We start from the raw sequence: 20,752 nt of genomic DNA on the forward strand, positions 1-20,752 counted from the left end.
ATGGGCAATACTCCTCTATATTGGTTATCGCTTGTCCCGCTTTTCCGGAACGGGGTCATACCCCCCGCGGCTGAACGGGTTACAGCGCAGTATCCGAAAGAATGCAAGCCAAAATCCTTTAAACGCACCAAAACGCTCAATCGCCTCTATTGCGTAATTCGAGCAGGTGGGATAATATTTGCAGCACGGCTTTTTGTAGGGTGAAATTGCTTTCTGATAAAACCTGATAAGCAAAATAAGCGGGCGCTTCATTTTAAAACCCCCGCGTTTTTCAGCTGCACCACCATCGCACGGGAAATGTCCGTGCTTTTTACAAAAGGTGTTTTGCCCCTGGCCACAAAAATAATATCATATCCCGGAGCAATTTCCGGCACCAGGGTTCTGAAAGCTTCACGGATTACCCGACGGGAACGGTTTCTTTTCACGGCGTTGCCGATTTTTTTGCTGGTGGTAATTCCTACCCGTACATTTTTACTGCGATTTTTCAGAACATAGGAAATCACAACAGGGCTGACATACGACTTTCCCCGTGCGTAAATCCTGCGAAAATCCTTGTTTTCTTTTATGGGAATCAATAAATCCATACTTAAAATCGCACCACAATTCTGATTTGTTCCGTGAAGCAGCAAAGCTAAAAAGAAAGGCCACTCACCGTGGCCCTTTTGCTTAGTAGCTCAAACGTGCTCTGCCCTTTGCTCTGCGGCGGGCCAAAACCTTACGGCCGTTGCTTGTGGACATTCTTTTTCTGAAACCATGCTCCTTTTTTCTGTGGAGCTTCTTTGGTTGATAAGTTCTCAGCATGAAAAAACCTCCTTTCGGGGTACAAACCTTGCAATATAGCATTATATATTAAATATGCGCAGCCTGTCAACCTAAATTTTGTCCCCCGTACCGAAAAATATTGGAATTTATCACTGTACAGGCTGATTTTTTTTGGGGTTGAGCTATATAAATCAATATACCACAATTCCCTGTAAAAGAAAAGTGGAACCGACACATTTAAAAAAAATTTATATTCTATGTGTAATGCGCGCGTGCAATACAATATAGTGTATTTTAGACAATAATTGAAATTTGAAATAAATTCTGTTTTGTGGTAATATAATTTATGTTATGCCTATGAGTATAAATAATTGTTAAAATGAGGTTTAAAGAATGGAATCCTTTACCGAGGTCTGGAATCTGGTCTGCGATTATTGCAAAAGCAAGATTACCGACATTGCTTATTCCACATGGATCAAACGCATAGAACCGGTCAATCTTGACTTTGCGCAGGGAGTTGCGGTCATCAAAGTCCCAAACGAACTCCACCGGCAGACCATCAAACATTATTATATGGATATGCTTGATGAAGCATTCACACAGATTTTCGGTCAGAAAATTCAGATACGCGTCTGTACGCCGGAAGAGGCGGGGGCGGAAAAGCAGAGCGACGAAACGCCCGCCATCAACGACGATTACGAATTTACATTCGACACCTACATTGTGGGTTCCTCCAATAAATTTGCGCACGCCGCCTCCATGGCGGTAGCGAACAAGCCCGCCACCCTATATAATCCGCTTTTTATTTACGGAAATTCAGGGCTGGGCAAAACGCACCTTCTTTATGCGATCTGCAATGAAATCAGCCGGACCAATCCGGAAATGAACATTATTTATATTAAAGGCGACGAGTTTACCAACGAGCTGATTGAGGCGATCCGCCGCGGCACCACCGCGGAGTTTCACAACCGTTACCGGAAGGCGGACGTGTTCCTCGTAGACGATATTCAGTTTATTGCCGGAAAAGATTCCACCCAGGAGGAATTTTTCCATACCTTTAACACCTTATATGAAGCAAAAAAACAGATCGTACTGACTTCCGACCGGCCGCCGAAGGATATTGCCACTCTGGAGGAGCGTCTGCTCACCCGTTTTGAGTGGGGCCTGACCGCGGATATCCAGCCGCCGGACTTTGAAACGCGAATTGCCATTATTAAAAGGAAAGCGGAGCTTCTGGAAATTGATCTTCCGGACAATGTCGCCGAATACATAGCCAACCGGCTGAAGAATAACATCCGTCAGCTGGAGGGCGCGGTGAAAAAAATGAAAGCCTACTACCTGCTTGCCGGGGAAGACCCCAGCATTACGACGGCGCAGGCGGCAATCAGCGATATTATCAACAACGACCAGCCCACCCCCTTCACCGTAGAGAAAATTATTGACGAAGTCGCGCGCACTTTCGGTACGACCGGCGAGGACATCCGTTCCTCCAAGCGTTCCGCAAACATTTCAAGCGCGCGTCAGATGGCTATTTATATAGTAAGGGAAATTACGCAGCTGCCAATGACCTCCATCGGCGAGGAATTCGGCGGACGCGACCATTCTACCGTTGTCTATGCGATACAGCAGGTAGAAAAAGGGATTAAGCGCGACCAGAAAATCAAGGCGACCGTCGAAGATATTATTAAGAATATCCGTGACCGCTAAAAAGTGGAAAACCTGTTGACTTTTCAACAAATTCTGTTAATCTGCGTTTTTAACAGGTTTTTAGACCATTCGAAGTATTTAACTTGTTTTCAACATTCCCCACAGAGTTTTCAACACCCGGTTAAATACTTCTCTTTTATACGAACAGTTAACAAAATCTTAACATAAAAATCACAGACGGCAATGAACCAAAAATTCACGCCGCAACAGGGTTTCCGGAATCTTTCAACTTTTCAGTGCCGCCTACTACTCTTACTAAATTAAATCTATACTATCTATTATAAAAAGGAAGCAGAGGGTGAGTTTATGAAAATAACCTGCAAACGGCAGCAGCTGAACGAAGCTGTGTTGAATGTTCAGCGTGCCGTGTCCACAAAATCATCTGTTCCCGCCCTGGAAGGCATCCTGCTCAAAACAGGCGAGAATGAAATTACCTTATGCGGCTATGACCTGGAACTGGGCATGACCACAAAAATAGAAGCTCAGGTGGAAGAGCCGGGCAGCATCGTTCTGAGCGCCCGCCTGTTTGGCGACATTGTCCGCCGTCTGCCGGCGGAAACCGTCTACCTTGCCACTGACGAAAAAAAGATCACCTCCATCAAAAGCGGGCCCGCCGATTTCTCCATTGTGGGAATCCCCGCGGAGGAATACCCCGAGCTGCCGGCCATCACCGGAGAAACCTCCATCCGGATTGCGAACAATATCTTAAAGAGCATGATCCGGCAGACGATTTTTGCCGTCGCGGAAAGCGACGCAAAACCCATCCACACCGGTACCCTGTTTGAACTGAGCAAAAATAAGATCCGTCTGATTTCCGTGGACGGCTACCGTCTTGCTCTGCGGGAAGAAACCGCTGCCTGCGGCGAAGAAACCAGCTTTGTTGTACCGGGCAAAACACTCGGCGAAGTCCTCAAGCTTCTGAGCGACGACGACACCGAGCTGGAAATTCAAATCGGCAGACGCCACATTTTGTTCCAGATTGGAAATTACTGCGTCATTTCCCGCCTTTTAGAGGGGGAATTTCTCGACTATAAAGCCGCAATTCCAAATACCAGCTCAACAGAGATCATTGTTTCCACCCGTTCGTTCATCGACAGCGTGGAGCGTGTCTCCCTTTTGATTACGGACAGACTGAAAAGCCCGGTTCGCTGTGTGTTTGAGGACGGGGAAATCAAGGTTTCCTGCTCCACTTCCATCGGTCACGCCAACGATCAGCTTTCCGCAAAAATTGACGGCGCGGGCGTGGAAATGGGTTTTAACAACCGCTATCTGCTTGACGCTCTTCGCAACACCGAGGGCGACGAGGTAAAAATACAGCTCAACGGGGCTTTAAGCCCGATGAAAATCCTTCCGCGGGAGGGGGATGCGTTCCTCTTCCTGGTGCTGCCGGTTCGTCTGAAAAGTGAGGCTCAGATATGAAGATTGAAAAAATTGTCATCGATACCGAATTTATCCGTCTGGACGCTCTTTTAAAGCTTGGCGGCGCGGTGGACACCGGCGGCCGGGCAAAATTTGTTGTGCAGGCCGGTGAAGTGAAGGTCAACGGCGAAATCTGCACCATGCGCGGAAAGAAAATGAGAAACGGCGACAAAGCCGAGTATAACGATGTGACATATGAGGTGTGTAACGGGTGATTATCCAGCACCTGGAAGCTGAAAACTACCGAAATATCCGGCGCTGCGTGATAATTCCGCAGAATGGGATCAATATAATCTATGGAAAAAATGCGCAGGGAAAAACCAATTTACTGGAAGCGGTCTGGCTTTTTACCGGCGGCCGTTCCTTTCGGGGAGCGAAGGACGCCGACCTGATTCTGCAGGGGGAAGCCGGCGCAAAGCTCAGTCTGGAATTTTTCAGCGGCGAGCGCGTTCAGACGGCGGAAATTACGATTGAAAACGGGCGCAGAAGCGCTGCTTTAAACGGGATTCCGCAGAAAAACGCGTCCGGTCTGGTCGGAAAGTTCTTTTCCGTGATTTTTTCCCCGGAGCATATCGCGCTGGTGCGCGAGGGCCCCTCTCAGCGGCGCGATTTTATAGACGCCGCGCTCTGTCAGATCAAACCCGGTTATGCCGCGCTTTTGGCTCGATATAATCGAACGCTGAATCAGCGAAACACCCTTTTGAAAGATATTCCCCGTCATGCCGAGCTGATGGATACGCTGGAAATCTGGGATGAAAAGCTTGCTTCCTACGGCGAAGCGGTCGTCCTCGGCAGAATGGACTATATTCATAAAATCCGGGAACCGGTCAAAGAAATTTACGCCGGGATTTCCCAGCATACCGAAACCATCGATTTAACCTATCAGAAAAGTGCTGAGAACCTCAAAACGGCGCTCAAAGCGTCCCGCAGGGAGGATGTGGCACTGGGGCACACCAGCGTGGGGCCCCACCGCGACGACATGGATATTTCCATTGACCAGCGCTGTGCCCGGTCGTTCGGTTCACAGGGACAGAAGCGTTCCGCCGTCCTTGCTTTGAAGCTTGCGGAGGCCGAAATGCTTTACCGCCAGACCGGGGAAAGACCGGTGATCCTTCTCGACGACGTCATGAGCGAGCTGGATTCCGGCAGACAGGATTATCTGCTTAATCACCTGAACAGCTGTCAGGTTTTTATAACCTGCTGTGAACCCGGTGCCATAAAGCAGCTCCGGGAAGGCGCCCTGTTTGAAATGGACAGCGGCACCCTGATAAAAAAATAGGAAAGGTTTTATTTTATGTATCTTCATCTAGGGCAGGACACGGTGATTAAAGTCAGTGATATTGTGGGCATATTCGATATGGAAACTTCTACCATTTCCCGGTCGACCAGAGATTATCTTTCCGCGGCTCAAAAAAAGGGCCGGGTCGTCAATGTTTCTATGGAAATGCCGAAATCCTTTGTACTTTGCTGTGATAAAAGCAACCGGATGACCGTTTATATCACACAGATTTCTTCTTCCACCCTTCTGAAAAGAACAGGGTTTATCGACGAAATATCTAATGTTTAATGGGTGAAAAAATGAAAAAATTCCGAAAGGCACGATGTCCGCACTGCGGAAATAAACTGAGCCTGCTGCAAAGCTGGACCCTGAAAACCCAGGGCGAATACAAATGTCCTAAATGCGGCGGCTACTCCAATATTGAGCTTGATTCCGCCGTCTACATTTTTGCCATTGCCGCAATCGTGCTCAGCGGGCTGATTTATCTTGTTTGGATGATAAGCGTAGGAGTGCTCAGCCTTGTTTCCATTTTTATGATTATGCTGCCGTATTTCCTGTTTTATCTGCTCTGTTTTTTTCTGGTCAGGCTGAGAAAACCTACAGCCCGAAGAAAGCCCCCCGCCGCCGGCCGGCCGCAGCCGTCCCCCCAGCAGCAAACGCAGAAAATTTATGATAGAAACAGCAGGAGACTCTGAACCGTTTCGGCTTAAAAGAAATATACAATATGGATTATAATTGGAGGGTTAGACTTGGAGTTTAGCGAAATTACGCAATCCAAACAAAAATATGACGAAAATCAAATACAAGTACTGGAAGGTCTTGCCGCGGTCAGAAAGCGCCCCGGCATGTATATCGGCTCTACCGGACCGCGCGGTCTGCATCACCTTGTTTATGAAATCGTGGACAACGCAATCGACGAGGCTCTCGCGGGCTTCTGCGATAAAATAGAAGTGAAAATTCTGCCCGGGGACGTTATCAGCGTCTTGGACAACGGGCGCGGAATTCCGGTCGGAATCCAGCATCAGATGGGTATCCCGGCGGTTACGGTCGTTTTTACCGAGCTGCACGCGGGCGGCAAATTCGGCGGCGGCGGGTATAAAGTTGCCGGCGGTCTGCACGGCGTGGGCGCCTCCGTTGTGAACGCGCTGTCCGAGTGGCTGGAAGTCGAAGTCTATAACGAGGGCAAGGTCTATTTTCAGCGTTTTGAACGCGGAAAAATCGTGACCCAGCTGGAAGTGCGCGGGGAAACGGATAAAACCGGCACGCTGGTCACCTTTAAGCCGGACGCGGAAATTTTCCGTGAAACCACCGTTTATGACTATGAAACCCTGCAGACGAGACTGCGTGAGCAGGCATTTTTGAACGCCGGTATTCACATTGAGCTGTCCGACCTGCGCGAGGAAAGCAATCCGATTCAGGATAACTACTGCTACCACGGCGGCATCAGCAGCTTTGTGGAATTTATCAATAAGAAAAAAGCGGTCGAGATCATTCATCCCGACATTATTCATTTTACTTCCGTCGCCCCCGATAATTCGGCAACAGCGGAAGTCGCTATGCAGTATAATGATTCCTATAACGAACTGATGCTTTCCTTTGCCAACAATATTCACACAACGGACGGCGGTACGCACGAGGACGGCTTTAAGCGCGCCCTGACCCGTGTGATGAACGATTATGCCAGAAAATACAATATTCTGAAAGAAAATGATAAAAACCTTTCCGGCGACGACGTCCGTGAAGGTCTGACCGTCATTATCAGCGTAAAGATGAAGGACGCCCAGTTTGAGGGCCAGACAAAGGCCCGTCTGGGAAATACCGAAATCGGTACGCTGGTCAGCAACCTGATTACCGACAAGATGACCGCGTATCTGGAGGAGAACCCCGCAACCGCCAGAGCAATTTTTGACAAAGCGCTCGCCGCTTCCCGTGCGCGTGACGCCGCGAGGAAAGCCCGCGATCTGGTTCGGCGGAAATCCGCGCTGGAAAACGCCGCGCTGCCGGGCAAACTTGCCGACTGTCAGAGCCGGAATCCGGACGAAACAGAAATTTATATCGTTGAGGGAGATTCCGCCGGCGGTTCCGCCAAAGGCGGACGCGACCGTAAATATCAGGCAATTCTGCCGCTTTGGGGCAAAATGCTCAACGTGGAAAAAGCCAGACTTGACAAGGTGTACGGCAATGAAAAGCTGATGCCTGTCGTAACCGCGCTGGGCTGCGGAATCGGGGAAGAGTTTGACCTGAACAAACTGCGTTACGGCAAAATCATCATTATGGCCGATGCTGATGTCGACGGTTCCCACATCCGCACGCTGCTTTTGACTTTCTTCTTCCGGTTTATGAAGCCGCTTGTGGAGGAAGGCCATGTTTACCTTGCGCAGCCTCCGCTTTTCCGTTTGAGCAAAGGGAAAAACCATTACTATGCGTTCAGTGACGAGGAACGCGATCAAAAAATGGCGGAGCTTGCCAGCAACTATGAAATTCAGCGCTACAAAGGTCTAGGTGAAATGGACGCCGAGCAGCTTTGGGAAACAACCATGAATCCCGAAAGCCGCACCATGCTGCGCGTGGAAGTGGAAGACGCCGCCGCCGCGGACGAAGCCTTTACCATTTTGATGGGCGATAAGGTGGAACCGCGCCGTGCCTTTATAGAGAGCAACGCGAAGTACGCGAAGAATCTCGATATTTGACGCGTACTTTTTCCCCTTGGTTTGGCTTTTTTGCAGGCAAAATTGGGTTATAATATTTACAATATGTAAATATTGATGTATAAAATACAATTTGTAGTACATAGGCAGAAGGAGAATTTCTCATGAAACATTTTGTGAAAGAACAGGATACCGCTTCCAAACCTCCTGAACCCCGGGGGGAACAGACCCCCGACGAGGATCAGCGAGAAAAGGACAGAGTAGAATGGGACGGTTCCGAAGCGGAACTGGTTGCCGATGAAACAGCGCTTGCTTTTGAAGAACAGCAAACGGGAATCAAGCTGAAATATACGCTGACCTCCGGCGAAATTTTTAAGGTGCTCTGGAAAAGTCAGTACACCGCGGCAAGGATGACGCTTTCCGTGATTGCGGTCGTGTTAAGCGCCGTGATGACCGCCGTTTTTCTGACACAGTTCCGCGCGACGGGTGACAGCCGGTATCTTTCTCTGGCCGTGGTATGTCTGCTGCTGATTTTGACGGTCGCGGTTTTTCCGACGGCAGTCATCAGGGTGCATTCGTCAAAAATCGCGGACGGCCGGGAAATCCGCATGAAGGTTTACCCCGATCATATTGAAATGGGGCTGCCGGACAAAAAGTGGGAGATTGCGCTTGACGGAACCAGCGAATGTGTTCAGGTGGAAAATCTGATGGTACTGTACATAGACGACAGAAATATGGTGATTCTTCCGCTGCGCTGCGTGGAGCCGGCTGTTTTGCCGGAAATACAGGCGATGATTTTGGCGGGGACACACCCGAAAAGCTAGAAACGGAGAGGAGACGAAAAAATGCCGACGTTTTACGAAGGCGGGCCGGTTCACACGGTGGAACAGACCGTTGGCTCGGAAGATTACGCCGAGGCTTACTACACGGCGCAGAGCGCGGTTTCCCCCATGCATAGAAAATGGGTGCGCGCCGGAATCTGCCTTTCCGCGGCAATCGTCATCGCTTCCTTTATTCCGTTTTACCGCGCCCGGTTTTTTACCTGCTGGGGGCCTGCCTGCGGCATTGTGCTGGCGCTGGCGCTCGGATTTCTGTTCTTTTTCATTCAGCCGAACGATATTCGGAAATGGGCGGCGGAGCTGTACCGTTCCAACCGGCTTTTGGAGCTGCCGCAGAAAATAGAAATTTACCGGGACAGCGTCGTCATTGAAACCAGCTGTGAGAAAATTCTGGAATATTGGACCGATTTCAGCAAATGCATAGAAACCCCCGCCGCGTTTGTCGTGACCGGCGGGCGGGAAAGGGACTTGCTGCTGATAAAAAAGCAGGGACTGTCTAACGAACAAATTAAGAAAATTTCCGAACACCTTGCCGGCGCGTTTGCTTCGCGCTATGTGAAAAGCGGGCGTTAAGGAGGGATTTATTTGCCTGAAAGCCCAGTTTCGGTAAGCTGTCTTACCACAAAATTCGATTATGCCGACTATAAGGCCGCGGCGGCGAAAGCCGCCATGAGGAAGAGCGAAAAGATTACTCTGAAAATTACGGGAACCGTTCTGATTTTAACCGCGTTTCTGCTAAGGGCTTTTGTCTACGGAAATTTTTATCAGAACTTTATTTATGCGGCCATGGCCGCGGTCGGCGTGATTATCGGCTGTTTTTACGATATGATTGTTCTTTACGCCGTTCGGCGGCACGCCCTGAATTACTTTACGGCAAACAGTGAAAAATTTATCGCGCAGACCACGGAATTTTCTGAGGAAACCATAACCTTTCAAACCGAACGGTATACGGCGGCGATCCCCTATGAGATGCTGTATAAGGCGTATGAGGACGCGAGGGTTTTTATCATATACACCGGAATCAATGAAACGAAGTTTATCCCCAAAAGAGCGATGAACGAAAGCGAATGTACCAGGATTCACAAAATTCTTGAGACAAAGCTTCAGGAAAAATATCAGCAGGAAGGTGCCCGCTAATGGACGAATTTCAGGAGAATCAAAAAATTATAAACGTTGATCTGGAAAAGGAAATGAAACAGTCGTTTCTTGCCTATTCCATGTCGGTCATTGTTTCACGCGCGCTGCCGGATGTACGCGACGGCTTAAAACCGGTTCACAGAAGAATTCTGTATACCATGTTTGAAAACGGCCTTTCTCCGGACAAGGCTTACCGTAAATGCGCCGACACCGTCGGTTCCGTGCTGGGCCGTTACCATCCGCACGGCGACGCTTCGGTTTACGACGCGCTTGTGCGTCTGGCACAGGACTTTTCCATGCGCTATATGCTGGTGGACGGACACGGAAACTTCGGTTCCGTGGACGGCGATCCCCCGGCTGCCTACCGTTACACCGAATCCCGCATGAGCAAAATCGCCGTGGAAATGCTGGAGGATATTGACAAGGATACCGTCGATTTTCAGCCGAACTACGACGACCGTCTGAAAGAGCCGACTGTTCTGCCCAGCCATTTTCCGAACCTGCTGGTCAACGGCTCCACCGGGATTGCGGTCGGTATGGCTACGAATATTCCCCCGCACAATATGGGAGAAGTCATTGACGGCATGTGTACGCTGATTGATAATCCAGACGCTTCTTTGGATGATTTGATGCAGCATATCAAGGGGCCGGACTTCCCCACCGGCGGCATCATCATGGGCCGGGCGGGTATCCGCGCCGCTTACGCCACCGGCCGCGGCCGCATTACGGTGCGCGCCCGCGCGGAAATTGAAGAGGAAAAGAACGGTCGCTTCAACATTGTTGTGTCGGAGCTTCCGTATCAGGTCAATAAAGCAAGACTGGTCGAAAATATCGCCGAGCTGGTCAAGGACAAGCGCATCGAGGGAATTTCCAACGTGGAAGACCACTCCGACCGCGAGGGCATGCATATGCTCATCAGCGTGAAGCGCGACGCTTCCCCGCAGATTGTTTTGAATCAGCTTTATTCCTATACCCAGATGCAGACGACATTCGGCGTCATCATGATCGCCATTGTCAACGGCGAACCCAAAACGCTGACGCTGAAGGAAATGCTGCAAGAATATATTTCGTTTCAGGAAAGCGTCGTTCGGCGCCGCACCCTGTTCGACCTGAAAAAGGCCGAAGAGCGCGCCCACCTTCTGGAAGGCTTGAAGATCGCAGTAGACAACATAGACGAAGTGATTTCCATTATCCGCAGTTCCAAGGACAGAGCCACCGCAAGGGGACGTCTGACCGAGCGTTTCGGACTGGACGAGCCGCAGACACAGGCGATTGTGCAGATGCCGCTTGGTGCGCTCACCGGTCTGGAACGTCAGAAACTGCTGGACGAAATTGCCGCGCTGGAGTTGAAGATAGCGGATTACAAGGATATTCTCAGCAATGAGACGCGGCTGCTCGGCATCATCAAGGACGAGGCAATCGCGGTGAAAAATAAATTCAGCGACGAGCGCCGCACGGAAATTGCGACCGTGAGCGGAGAAGTCGATATTGAAGATTTGATTCCGCAGGAGGAATGTGTGCTGACCCTGACCAACTTCGGCTATGTCAAGCGCCAGAAGACGGACACCTACCACATTCAGCGCAGGGGCGGCCGCGGCGTAAGCGGAATGACAAGGCGTGAAGAGGATGTCGCGAGCGATATGTTCGTTATCAACAGCCACGACTATGTCATGTTCTTTACCAATCTGGGCCGTGTGTACCGGCTGAAATGCTACGAAATCCCGGAGGGTTCCCGCACAAGCAAGGGAATGAATATTGCCAACCTGCTGCCGATTGCGCAGGATGAAAAGGTTACCTCTATGATTCGTGTGCCGGAATTTGACGAAGAAAGCTATCTGTGTATGGTAACGCGCAAAGGCATTATCAAACGCACCAGCCTCTCGGCTTACAATACCGCGCGCAAGGGCGGCGTGATTGCCATTGATCTGGACGAGGGCGACGAGCTTTCGTGGGTGCGCATGACAAGCGGCGACACGCAGCTTCTGGTGGCAACCCGTCTGGGCATGGCAATCCGGTTTGATGAAAGGGATGTCCGCCCCATGGGCAGAACCGCCCGCGGGGTCAAGGCAATTACCCTGAAGGAAAGCGATTATGTAATCGGAATGAGCTCCCTGCGTGAGGGCGGTCTGGTACTGACGGTTTCCGCAACCGGCTACGGGCGTCTTTCCGACATCAACGACTATCGGATTCAGTCCAGAGGCGGTAAGGGTCTGACCAATTATCATATTCAGAAATATGGAGAGGTTGCCGCGATTAAAGTAGTCGATCTGGAAGACGACGTGATCTTGATTTCTTCCGATGGAATCATTATTCGCATCCCGGCGAATTCCATCCGCGAATGCGCAAGACCCTCCAAGGGCGTGCGCGTGATGCGGCTGAACGAAACCAGCGAGGTAGTCACCCTTGCCCGTACCGCGCACGAAGAAGATGAAGTGGATGCGCTGCCCGTGGATGAGGGCGACGCGGAGGACGGCTGCGAAGACGAGCCGGAGGATCTGGAAGAGAATCTCTCAACGGATACGCAGGAAGAAAACACCGAGGAATAAGAAAGGGTGCTGTGAATGAATCACTGGAAAAAGCTTTGCATTGCCGCGGTTCTCGCCGTGGCGGTCACGGCGTTTGCCGGGTGCGGGATGCTTAACAAGGGCGGCGAAAGCTCCGTTCCGGCGAGCAGTTTTGGCGAATCCTCGCAGGGCGTGGAGTCCCAGCCGGCAAGCAGCGCGCAAAGCGAGCCGCAAAGTTCCGGGACGGCGTCCGTGGGGCCCAGCGAACCGGCCGAATCCCAGCCCGGCCCGGTCATCGATATAGAAACAGACAGCCCGGAATTCAACGCGCTGTTTAAAAAGAATCCGATCGACAAGCAGTATATTACGGAGTCCAACAAGGCTTTCTCCAATGTGGAGATGGTTCAGCTCTCCAATAAGTACGCCGGAATCTGGAAAAAAGAAGTTAATTCCGCTTACGAAAAAGTGACGAAGCTGGCAACGGGCGACGCCCTTTCCAAGATCAAGTCCGATCAGACCGCGTGGGTCAACGGCAAAACCGCCGCGCTGAAAAAAATCAATGACGAGGCGCAGGCCGCGGGCGGAACAATGGCGCAGGTCAACGCGGCAAGCGCAACGATGGATTATTACCGCAGCCGTGCCGCTCAGGTTTACCGCCAGCTGTACTCTTTCGATCAAAACTACACTTACGCGTTCAAATAGCTTATTTTCTATACGTTCTGTTGTGTTTTCACTTACTATTACTTTATGTAGTCAATTATTCAGATAAATTTCCTTGTTCCGCCCTGCCGGACAGAAGAATCCGGCAGGAGCGGCTTACTGAAAATAGCGGTGATTAGGGAGAAAACGATGGAATTAAACGAGAAAACCCTGAGTAGAAACGATGTTTACGAAGGAAGAATCCTCAAATTTCATGTGGACAAGGTGGAGCTGATCAACGGAAAAACCTCTACCCGGGAGTGTGTTGACCACCCGGGCGGGGTCAGCGTGGCCGTTTTGACGGAAAAAGATGAAATTCTTTTAGTCCGGCAGTTCCGTTACCCCTATAAAGAAGTCGTTCTGGAAACGCCCGCGGGTAAGCTGGAGCTCGGCGAAGACCCGTTCGAGGCGATGAAGCGCGAGCAGCTGGAGGAAACCGGCACCACCGGTTCCCACTATCTCGATATGGGAAAGCTTTACCCTTCCCCCGGTTATTCCAACGAAGTGATTTATCTGTACGCCTGCCGTCTGGATACGCTGGGCAAAACCCAGTTTGACGAGGACGAGTTTCTTGAAACGGAAAAAATCCCGATTGACGAGGCGGTGCGGATGGTAATGGACGGGGAAATCCCCGACTCTAAAACCCAGGTGCTGGTTTTGAAAATCGCCCGGTTGTTAAAGGATGGAAAAATCTAAGGGGTGCGCCATGAAAAAAAGAAAATTTACAGAGCTGAGCGAGCCGCAGAAACGGTTTTATATGTATCTGGGCCTTTTGATTGCCTCCCTGTTTTTTGCCATTGGAAATCCGCAGGGCAGCTGGCTGCCAATCGGGCTTGGAATCGGGATGATCGTGGTGTACGCGCCCGACGCTCTCCGCCGGCTGAAAAACGGCAGGAAAGAACACGGTGACGGGGAACCGGAAGACCAAAACGATCAGGACAGATGAACGCCGCTCGGGAATCACGGTTCCCGAGCGGCTCTTTTCTTTTATTTCCCGACCTTTTTTCACACAGCCATCACATAAAGTTTATAAAATAGCATGGAATCATTCAAAGAAAGTTTACACTCTGAAAGCTGCGAATTGCTACAATAATATGGCGTACCGGCGGGCTTTGTCCGCTTTATGATCAATTCAAAATAATGGAAACATCAGGAGGGATCTGCATGATTGAGGTGAAAAACCTCTCAAAGCGCTACGGCCCGAACGTCGCTTTGAACAACATCAGCTTCTCGGTCGAAGAAGGAACGGTCGTCGGTTTTTTAGGGCCGAACGGCGCGGGAAAGTCAACCACTATGAATATTATAACCGGATATCTGTCGGCCAGCTCCGGTTCGGTTACGGTCGGCGGGTACAATACGCTTGACAATCCCAATGAAGTGAAAAAGCTGATCGGGTATATGCCCGAAATTCCGCCACTCTACCCGGATATGACGGTGAAGGAATACCTGAATTTTATGTATGACCTGAAAAAGGTGACCCTGCCAAGAGAGAAGCACCTGAAAGAGATCTGCGCGCTGGTGAAGATCACCGATGTTTATCCCCGTCTGATTAATAACCTGAGCAAGGGCTACAAGCAGCGTGTCGGATTTGCGCAGGCGCTTTTGGGCAACCCTCCTGTTCTGATTCTTGACGAGCCGACCGTCGGGCTTGACCCCAAACAGATTATCGAAATCCGCAATCTGATTCATAATCTGGGGAAAAAACATACGATTATTTTAAGCTCCCACATCCTGCCGGAAATTCAGGCGGTCTGTGAGCGCATCATCATTGTCAACAAAGGAAATCTGGTTGCGGACGGCACACCGGACAGTCTTTCCCAGAACCTGAGCGCCGACCATAAACTGATTCTCCGCGTAGAGGGGAACGAGACGGAAGTAAAAAATGCCCTGAAAGCCGTTAAGTTTGTGGAAACCGTACAGAGCTGCGGAGAAAAGGAACCGGGTGTTTTTGAGTATGAGGTAGAGGCTCGCGACGGCCGCGATGTGCGCCGGGAGCTTTTCCGCGCGGCCGCGTCAAAGAACTTCCCCATTCTGTCCATGACCAACGCCGGGCTTTCGCTGGAAGACGTTTTCCTGCGCCTGACCAGCGCCGCTTATCTGCAGGATACCGTTTCTGAAACCATTACGGAAGGAGAGGAAGAAGAATGAGAGCAATTACCAAACGAGAGCTGAAGGCGTACTTCACTTCCCCTATCGGCTATGTCTGCGTCGCCACCATTTTGGCGCTGTACGGCTATTACTTCTTTCAGGTACTGATGCTGCGCTCTTCCTCCTATATTTCCAACGTATACAGTACCATGTTCATCTGGAGCATGATGATTGTTCCCATCATCACCATGCGCAGTTTCAGCGAGGAAATGCGCAACCGCACCGATCAGGCGCTTCTGACCGCGCCGGTGGGCGTTACCTCCATTGTGGCAGGTAAATTTCTGGCGGCGTTCGCCGTGTTCGCCATCGCCATGGTTGGTACCCTGATTCCCGTGGCCGTGATCGGGCTGTTTTCCGCGCCGGAATGGGCGCTGATTTTCGGGAATTTCTTCGGTTCCCTGTTGTTCGGCGCGGCGATGATCTCTATCGGCGTGTTTATTTCTTCGCTTACCCAAAGCCAGATCGTCGCCGCCATCGGCACGTTCGGCGTATCCATCCTTCTGCTAGTTGTGGATCAGCTGACCGGCCTGGTCAGCAATCCGGTCGCGGTCAAGCTGATTGGATGGCTTTCCTTCAATACGCGTTATCAGCCGTTTACCAAGGGTATATTCGATATTTCAAGCCTTGTCTTTTTCCTGAGTGTCATCGCGGTCTTTATTTTCCTGACCGCCCGCAAGCTTGAAAGCAGAAGATGGAGCTAAGGGGGGTATGAAAATGAATCAGGATAAGAATCACGAGATAGAAAACGATACACCGGAAACAGAAGCCGCCGAAGAAAACACCGTGGAACAGGCGGAAATCCCCGCAGAGGAAACTACCGCGGAAAACGGGAATACACAGGAAACGGAACAGACCGAAGACACAATTTCCCCTGAAAAGAATGATAAAGACGATGGCTTTACCGCAAAAGTCAGCGCTTACACAAAAAGCAGCAAATTCCGCCGCGGGGGAATTTCCACCGCGTTTACCGCCGGCTTCATTGTCATTGTCATCCTCGTCAACGTGATCGTGAGCGTACTGGCGCAGCGGTACCCGTCCATGAACCTGGATCTGACGAAAAACAAGGTCAACACCCTTTCCGTGCAGGCACAGGAAGTGGCTGCCAAGGTCAACGTGCCCGCCACAATTTATATTATGGCGACGGAAGCCCAGACAAAGGGCGACCAGCTTCTGGCGGATTACGGCATCAAGTACAGTCAGGTGGGCGAGCTAGCTGAGAAAATCGCCGAGAAAAATTCCAATATCAAGGTGGAGTACGTTGATCTGGACAAAAATCCCACCTTTGCCAATACCTATAAAAACGACAATCTGGTTGCGGGCGACGTGCTGGTAAAAACGGAGAAACGCTACCGCGTACTGGCTTACACTGATTTGTTCAACGTACAGTACGGCGCGGACGGAAGCACAACCGAAACCTATTCCATGGTGGACAGCGCACTTGCCTCCGGGCTTAATTCCGTCATCGCGGACACGGTTGCGGTCGCTTCGTTTGACACGGGCCACAGCGAGCAGCTGGAAACCACCACCTATAAAAAGCTGCTGGAAAACAACAGCTTTGAAACGAAGGACTTTAATTTACTGACGGACGCAATCCCGGACAACACCCGTTTGGTGGTTCTGGGCTGCCCCGCTACGGACTATACCGACGCGGAGCTTGAGAAGCTGGATACTTTCCTGAGCAGCGCGGAAATTCCGGGCGACCGCTCCCTGCTGATTACCTTCCACCCCAGCCAGAAGGAAATGCCCAAGCTTTCCGCTTTTCTGAAGGAATGGGGGATTGAGGTGCCGCAGGCCGTGGTTGTGGAAAGCGACCAGAGCAAATATTACACCGACGACGCCAGTTATATCCTGTCCACGGTGCAGACGGGTCTGAGCCTGGGCGGACAGTCCGATTACGGCTACTTTACCACCCCGCAGTCCAACCCGGTGAACATTTTGTTTGAAACCAAAGGAAGCAAAACCACTTACTCTCTGGCAAAGTCCAGCGATACCTGTTATCTGGTGGACAACAATACCAAACAAGACGAAACTCCCCAGAAGGCCTCCTACAATACGGCGGTCCTTTCACAGGATACCGTAAAATCCGGCGCGAAGGAATACAAGGCGAATGTCATTGCGCTGGGAAGCACCATGATGTTCTTGGGTGAAATTATGGGCGCGAGTACCTTCGGCAACGCAAAATATGTGGTGGATCTTTCCCGCTACGCGACCGGTACCACCAACGCCGCTACCGCAATCACGGAAACCTCGGTACAGACCAATGTTTCCGACATTACCCTGAGCGCGGAAATGAGCGTTTTGCTTGGGATTGGGGTGTTTACCCTGCTGATTCCGCTGCTCGTAGCCATTGCCGGCATTTGTGTGTACCACAAGAGGAGGCGCCTGTAAAATGAAGACCAGCACAAGGAATTTGGTGATTGTGGCCGGATGCATCGTCGTGCTCGGCGGCGTGGCCGCCGCGCTGCTGATGACGGGGGAAAAAGACGGCGTTTCTTCCTCCGCGGCATCCGCTTCAACCATTGAGCTTGTCTCCAAAACAAGTCAGGACATCGTTTCCATCTCCGTAAAAAACAAAAAGGGCAGCTATACGATTGTGCCGGTGGAAAAACCGGCCGCCGCCGCTTCTTCGGTTGCTTCCGGCACTGCCTCCGCCGTGGCGGAGACTACCTATATGGTCAAGGAGCTCGGCGGGGTGCCGATTAACAGCACCGCCGCTTCTCAGGTCGTGCAGAACGGGTTCAGTCTGGTCGCAACCAAAAATCTGGGTACGGTCAGCGACCTGAGCGAATTCGGATTAAAAGACCCGCAGGCTACTGTGGAAGTCGCTTTCAAGGACGGAAGCAGCTATAATTACAAAATCGGGAATCCCTCTGCCACGGACAGCACCGCGTACTATATGTGCGGTGAAAATTCAGAAAATGTGTATATTGTCAGCATTGACAGCGGGATTCTGGAAAGTAAAACCTATTTTGTCAGCAAAGAAATTATGAACATTACCAGCAGTACCGGCGTAAACGACTTTACCAAAATAACGCTGAGCGGAACGAATTTTCCAAAACCGGTGACCGTAATGAAAAGCGGAACCGAGGGGATCATTACTTCCCCGGTCAGCGCACCCACGGACGCTGAAAAGCTAAGTGCGGTGGAGTCGGCGCTTGCCAGTTTAACCGCGGATTCTGTGGCTGATGTAAACCCGGACGCTGCGGCGCTGAAAAGTTACGGACTTGACAAACCCACGGCGGTAGCCGATTTTACGGTCAATCAGAAAAGCTACCGGCTGCTGGTCGGCGCATTGAAGGATTCTTCCTATTATGTTAAGCTCGACAATGTGGAAGCCGTGTATCTGGTGAAAGCGGAAAATCTGGACGCCTGGGTAAAAGCCAGTGCGTTCACGCTTCGCAGCAAGGACATTCTCAAACCCGACATTACAGAGGTGAAATCGCTTTCTGTGGAGGCGGGCAGCACGCTTTGGAATTTTGCCGTCGCAAGGACGAAGGATGAAACAAAGTCCACGGAAGATAAAACGGAATACACCTACGGGGTGACGGGCACAAACGGCAAAAAACTGGATTACGAGAAGAATTATACCCCGTATTTTGAACAGGTCACGGGCGTACAGCTTCTGGAACCGGCGGACACCAAACCGGCCGGAACGCCGGAGCTAAAGCTTCAATATGCTTATTTTGACAAGGACGGAACGGACACCGTCGAGTTTTACAAAACCGGTGACCGGCTGTACACCGCGGTGGTCAACGGCGTGGTCTATGGGGTGGTGACACAGGACGATGTTCAGAAAATGATTACCGGAGCAAAAGCACTGCAGGAATCATAAACAAGTGTGGAAAATAAAGGGATTTATTCTTAGTAAGAAGAATAAATCCCTTTTTGTCTGCAAAAATGCAGGATGAGAAAAATCATTATCATGTTGCACATGAAATGGTTAAAACCCGCCGCTTATTTTATTACTATCTTATTTGAAATTGAAAAGGGCGAGTGATATACTTTTATATGATAAGAAAAAAGTTTAAAGGAGGTAAGCCATGAAAGTACTGTTTTTTGTACTCAATAAAACAGAGAAGCTCGACGCGGTCCTGACGGCATTTGCTCACCGGAACATTAAGGGAGCCACTGTTTTGGAAAGCATGGGCATGGCGCGGCTGTTGAGCCGGAAGCACGATGAGGATGAAATTCCGTTTTTAGGGTCACTGCGGACCCTGTTGAATCCTGAAAGAGAAAAGAATAATGTCATTTTTGCGGTTATTGAAGACGACCAGCTGCAGGAAGCGGTTAAAATTATTGAAGAGGTTGTCGGGGATCTTTCTGTTAACAACTCAGGCGTAGTCTTTTCTGTGCCAATTGATTATTCTAAGGGGATCTTCGAAATTGGAAATTAAAATTATTTTAGACGTTGCAATTATCCTTTTCTCAGGAATTCTATTCGGCAGGATCGGTAAACTTTTTAAACTTCCGAATGTTACGGGATATCTTGTTGCAGGCCTTTTGTTGGGGCCTTCCGTTTTCAATGTAATCCCTATGGATATGGTCGATAGTTTCGCCGTAATTTCTGATATCGCGCTGGGGTTTATAGCCTTTTCGGTGGGAAGCGAGTTCAGCTTGGACTACTTTAGAAAAGTAGGGCTGGCGCCAATCATCATTGCGATAACGGAAGCATTCGGCGGAATTATTTTTGTGACGGCGGCTCTGATCTTTTTTGGATTTGACTTTAAGCTGTCCATCATGCTGGGTGCGATTGCGGCGGCCACCGCTCCTGCACAGACCATTATGGTCATTAACCAGTATAAGGTAAAAGGTTCGCTGACCTCTATGCTGCTCAGCGTAGTGGCGCTGGACGATGCGGTTGCACTGATTGCGTTTGGATTTGCCACAACATTAGTCAATATGATGAATTCAAGTGTGCATACCAATTTGCTGATGTCCATTCTGAGTCCAATTTATGAAATTGTGGTTTCGTTTATCCTTGGGGCTGTGGGAGGAGTGCTGATGAAGCTGATCTTCCGCTGGTTCAAAAAACAGTCCAACCGGATTTGTATTATTATCGGATTTATTCTGCTGACTTACTGGACGGCGGACATCGTGAACGGTTCTCCGCTGCTGGCCTGCATGACGCTGGGCGCTATTCTGGTAAATATTTATGAGGAAACCGACAGTGTGGTCAAAATTACCAATGACTTCACTCCGCCGATTTTTATGATCTTCTTTGTAATATCCGGTGCGGGTTTCAAAATATCCGCGCTCAGCGGAATTGGAGTAATCGGCCTGTTGTACGTTGTTATGCGTGTCATTGGCAAATGGGCCGGCGCCTGGTTTGGGGGTAAGGTCACAAAACAGGAAAAGAAGATCTGCAAATACTTAGGTCCCACCTTAATGCCGCAGGCTGGGGTGGCGCTGGGTCTGATTGTGGTTGCGGGCACCGCGGTGCCGAATTATGCCGCGCAAATCCGTGTCATTATTCTTTGCTCCACATTTATTTATTCCATTATTGGGCCGGTTGCCGCAAAGCTTGCTCTGCAAAAATCAGGCGAACTGGTTTTACCGCCAAAGCAAAAACCAAACGATCTTGCTTCGCAAAATCAATAAAACACATAGGAA

The 20,752-nt window shown here is 50.3% G+C and carries 23 protein-coding genes; 20 read left to right on the plus strand and 3 right to left on the minus strand.

From position 1 onward, the window contains the following. Positions 1 to 24: 24 nt before the first annotated feature. The 3 genes from yidD to rpmH form a co-directional block, all read right to left on the minus strand. Positions 25 to 252, minus strand: coding sequence for a membrane protein insertion efficiency factor YidD (gene yidD, locus J5W02_RS08800; RefSeq protein ID WP_141826727.1), 228 nt, complete (start codon positions 250 to 252; stop codon positions 25 to 27). After that, positions 249 to 584, minus strand: coding sequence for a ribonuclease P protein component (rnpA, locus tag J5W02_RS08805; RefSeq protein WP_219965328.1), 336 nt, complete (start codon positions 582 to 584; stop codon positions 249 to 251). The genes yidD and rnpA overlap by 4 nt, the downstream gene beginning before the upstream one ends. 82 nt (positions 585 to 666) lie before the next feature. Further along, positions 667 to 801 (minus strand): 50S ribosomal protein L34, encoded by a 135-nt coding sequence (gene rpmH, locus J5W02_RS08810; RefSeq protein WP_038322395.1) that lies wholly within the window; start codon positions 799 to 801, stop codon positions 667 to 669. A 354-nt stretch (positions 802 to 1,155) separates the two neighbouring features. Between rpmH and dnaA the strand changes: the two genes are divergently transcribed. The 20 genes from dnaA (at position 1,156) to J5W02_RS08910 (ending at position 20,740) form a co-directional block, all read left to right on the plus strand. Further along, positions 1,156 to 2,469, plus strand: a complete 1,314-nt coding sequence (gene dnaA, locus J5W02_RS08815; RefSeq protein ID WP_219965329.1) for a chromosomal replication initiator protein DnaA — start codon at positions 1,156 to 1,158, stop codon at positions 2,467 to 2,469. Between the two features lie 306 nt (positions 2,470 to 2,775). Continuing rightward, the gene (gene dnaN, locus J5W02_RS08820; protein ID WP_219965330.1) at positions 2,776 to 3,888 is read left to right on the plus strand and encodes a DNA polymerase III subunit beta; all 1,113 of its coding nucleotides are present in this window, start codon (positions 2,776 to 2,778) and stop codon (positions 3,886 to 3,888) included. A gap of 2 nt (positions 3,889 to 3,890) precedes the next feature. Beyond that, positions 3,891 to 4,103, plus strand: coding sequence for an RNA-binding S4 domain-containing protein (locus tag J5W02_RS08825; protein WP_219965614.1), 213 nt, complete (start codon positions 3,891 to 3,893; stop codon positions 4,101 to 4,103). After that, positions 4,100 to 5,167, plus strand: a complete 1,068-nt coding sequence (gene recF / locus J5W02_RS08830) for a DNA replication/repair protein RecF (protein ID WP_219965331.1) — start codon at positions 4,100 to 4,102, stop codon at positions 5,165 to 5,167. The genes J5W02_RS08825 and recF overlap by 4 nt, the downstream gene beginning before the upstream one ends. Positions 5,168 to 5,182: 15 nt before the next feature. Beyond that, on the plus strand, positions 5,183 to 5,455 hold the full coding sequence (gene remB / locus J5W02_RS08835) for an extracellular matrix regulator RemB (protein WP_219965332.1): 273 nt from the start codon (positions 5,183 to 5,185) through the stop codon (positions 5,453 to 5,455). 11 nt (positions 5,456 to 5,466) lie between these two features. Next, a complete protein-coding gene (locus J5W02_RS08840; RefSeq protein WP_219965333.1) occupies positions 5,467 to 5,862 on the plus strand; it encodes a hypothetical protein in 396 nt (131 codons plus the stop codon). Between the two features lie 54 nt (positions 5,863 to 5,916). Beyond that, positions 5,917 to 7,857 (plus strand): DNA topoisomerase (ATP-hydrolyzing) subunit B, encoded by a 1,941-nt coding sequence (gene gyrB / locus J5W02_RS08845; protein ID WP_219965334.1) that lies wholly within the window; start codon positions 5,917 to 5,919, stop codon positions 7,855 to 7,857. 122 nt (positions 7,858 to 7,979) lie between these two features. Further along, the gene (locus tag J5W02_RS08850; RefSeq protein ID WP_219965335.1) at positions 7,980 to 8,639 is read left to right on the plus strand and encodes a hypothetical protein; all 660 of its coding nucleotides are present in this window, start codon (positions 7,980 to 7,982) and stop codon (positions 8,637 to 8,639) included. 21 nt (positions 8,640 to 8,660) lie between these two features. Then, a complete protein-coding gene (locus tag J5W02_RS08855) occupies positions 8,661 to 9,227 on the plus strand; it encodes a YcxB family protein (RefSeq protein ID WP_219965336.1) in 567 nt (188 codons plus the stop codon). Between the two features lie 12 nt (positions 9,228 to 9,239). Continuing rightward, complete coding sequence (locus tag J5W02_RS08860; protein ID WP_219965337.1) at positions 9,240 to 9,791, plus strand: YcxB family protein; 552 nt, start codon at positions 9,240 to 9,242, stop codon at positions 9,789 to 9,791. Next, on the plus strand, positions 9,791 to 12,337 hold the full coding sequence (gene gyrA, locus J5W02_RS08865) for a DNA gyrase subunit A (protein ID WP_219965338.1): 2,547 nt from the start codon (positions 9,791 to 9,793) through the stop codon (positions 12,335 to 12,337). The genes J5W02_RS08860 and gyrA overlap by 1 nt, the downstream gene beginning before the upstream one ends. 15 nt (positions 12,338 to 12,352) lie before the next feature. After that, positions 12,353 to 12,997 (plus strand): lysozyme inhibitor LprI family protein, encoded by a 645-nt coding sequence (locus J5W02_RS08870; RefSeq protein ID WP_219965339.1) that lies wholly within the window; start codon positions 12,353 to 12,355, stop codon positions 12,995 to 12,997. A gap of 147 nt (positions 12,998 to 13,144) precedes the next feature. After that, positions 13,145 to 13,690 carry an NUDIX domain-containing protein gene (locus J5W02_RS08875; RefSeq protein ID WP_219965340.1) on the plus strand — a complete coding sequence of 182 codons (546 nt, stop codon included), beginning with the start codon at positions 13,145 to 13,147 and terminating at the stop codon, positions 13,688 to 13,690. Between the two features lie 10 nt (positions 13,691 to 13,700). Next, a complete protein-coding gene (locus J5W02_RS08880) occupies positions 13,701 to 13,940 on the plus strand; it encodes a hypothetical protein (protein ID WP_219965341.1) in 240 nt (79 codons plus the stop codon). Between the two features lie 218 nt (positions 13,941 to 14,158). After that, on the plus strand, positions 14,159 to 15,142 hold the full coding sequence (locus J5W02_RS08885) for an ABC transporter ATP-binding protein (protein WP_219965342.1): 984 nt from the start codon (positions 14,159 to 14,161) through the stop codon (positions 15,140 to 15,142). Continuing rightward, positions 15,139 to 15,843 carry an ABC transporter permease subunit gene (locus J5W02_RS08890; protein WP_219965343.1) on the plus strand — a complete coding sequence of 235 codons (705 nt, stop codon included), beginning with the start codon at positions 15,139 to 15,141 and terminating at the stop codon, positions 15,841 to 15,843. The genes J5W02_RS08885 and J5W02_RS08890 overlap by 4 nt, the downstream gene beginning before the upstream one ends. A 13-nt stretch (positions 15,844 to 15,856) precedes the next feature. Next, positions 15,857 to 17,530 carry a Gldg family protein gene (locus tag J5W02_RS08895; RefSeq protein WP_219965344.1) on the plus strand — a complete coding sequence of 558 codons (1,674 nt, stop codon included), beginning with the start codon at positions 15,857 to 15,859 and terminating at the stop codon, positions 17,528 to 17,530. Position 17,531: 1 nt separating this feature from the next. Next, on the plus strand, positions 17,532 to 18,974 hold the full coding sequence (locus J5W02_RS08900; RefSeq protein WP_219965345.1) for a DUF4340 domain-containing protein: 1,443 nt from the start codon (positions 17,532 to 17,534) through the stop codon (positions 18,972 to 18,974). Between the two features lie 208 nt (positions 18,975 to 19,182). Then, on the plus strand, positions 19,183 to 19,536 hold the full coding sequence (locus J5W02_RS08905; RefSeq protein ID WP_219965346.1) for a P-II family nitrogen regulator: 354 nt from the start codon (positions 19,183 to 19,185) through the stop codon (positions 19,534 to 19,536). After that, positions 19,526 to 20,740, plus strand: coding sequence for a cation:proton antiporter (locus tag J5W02_RS08910; RefSeq protein WP_219965347.1), 1,215 nt, complete (start codon positions 19,526 to 19,528; stop codon positions 20,738 to 20,740). The genes J5W02_RS08905 and J5W02_RS08910 overlap by 11 nt, the downstream gene beginning before the upstream one ends. Positions 20,741 to 20,752 lie beyond the last annotated feature (12 nt).

The organism is Caproiciproducens faecalis (assembly GCF_019448085.1).
GTDB classification, from domain to species: Bacteria; Bacillota; Clostridia; order Oscillospirales; family Acutalibacteraceae; genus Caproiciproducens; species Caproiciproducens faecalis.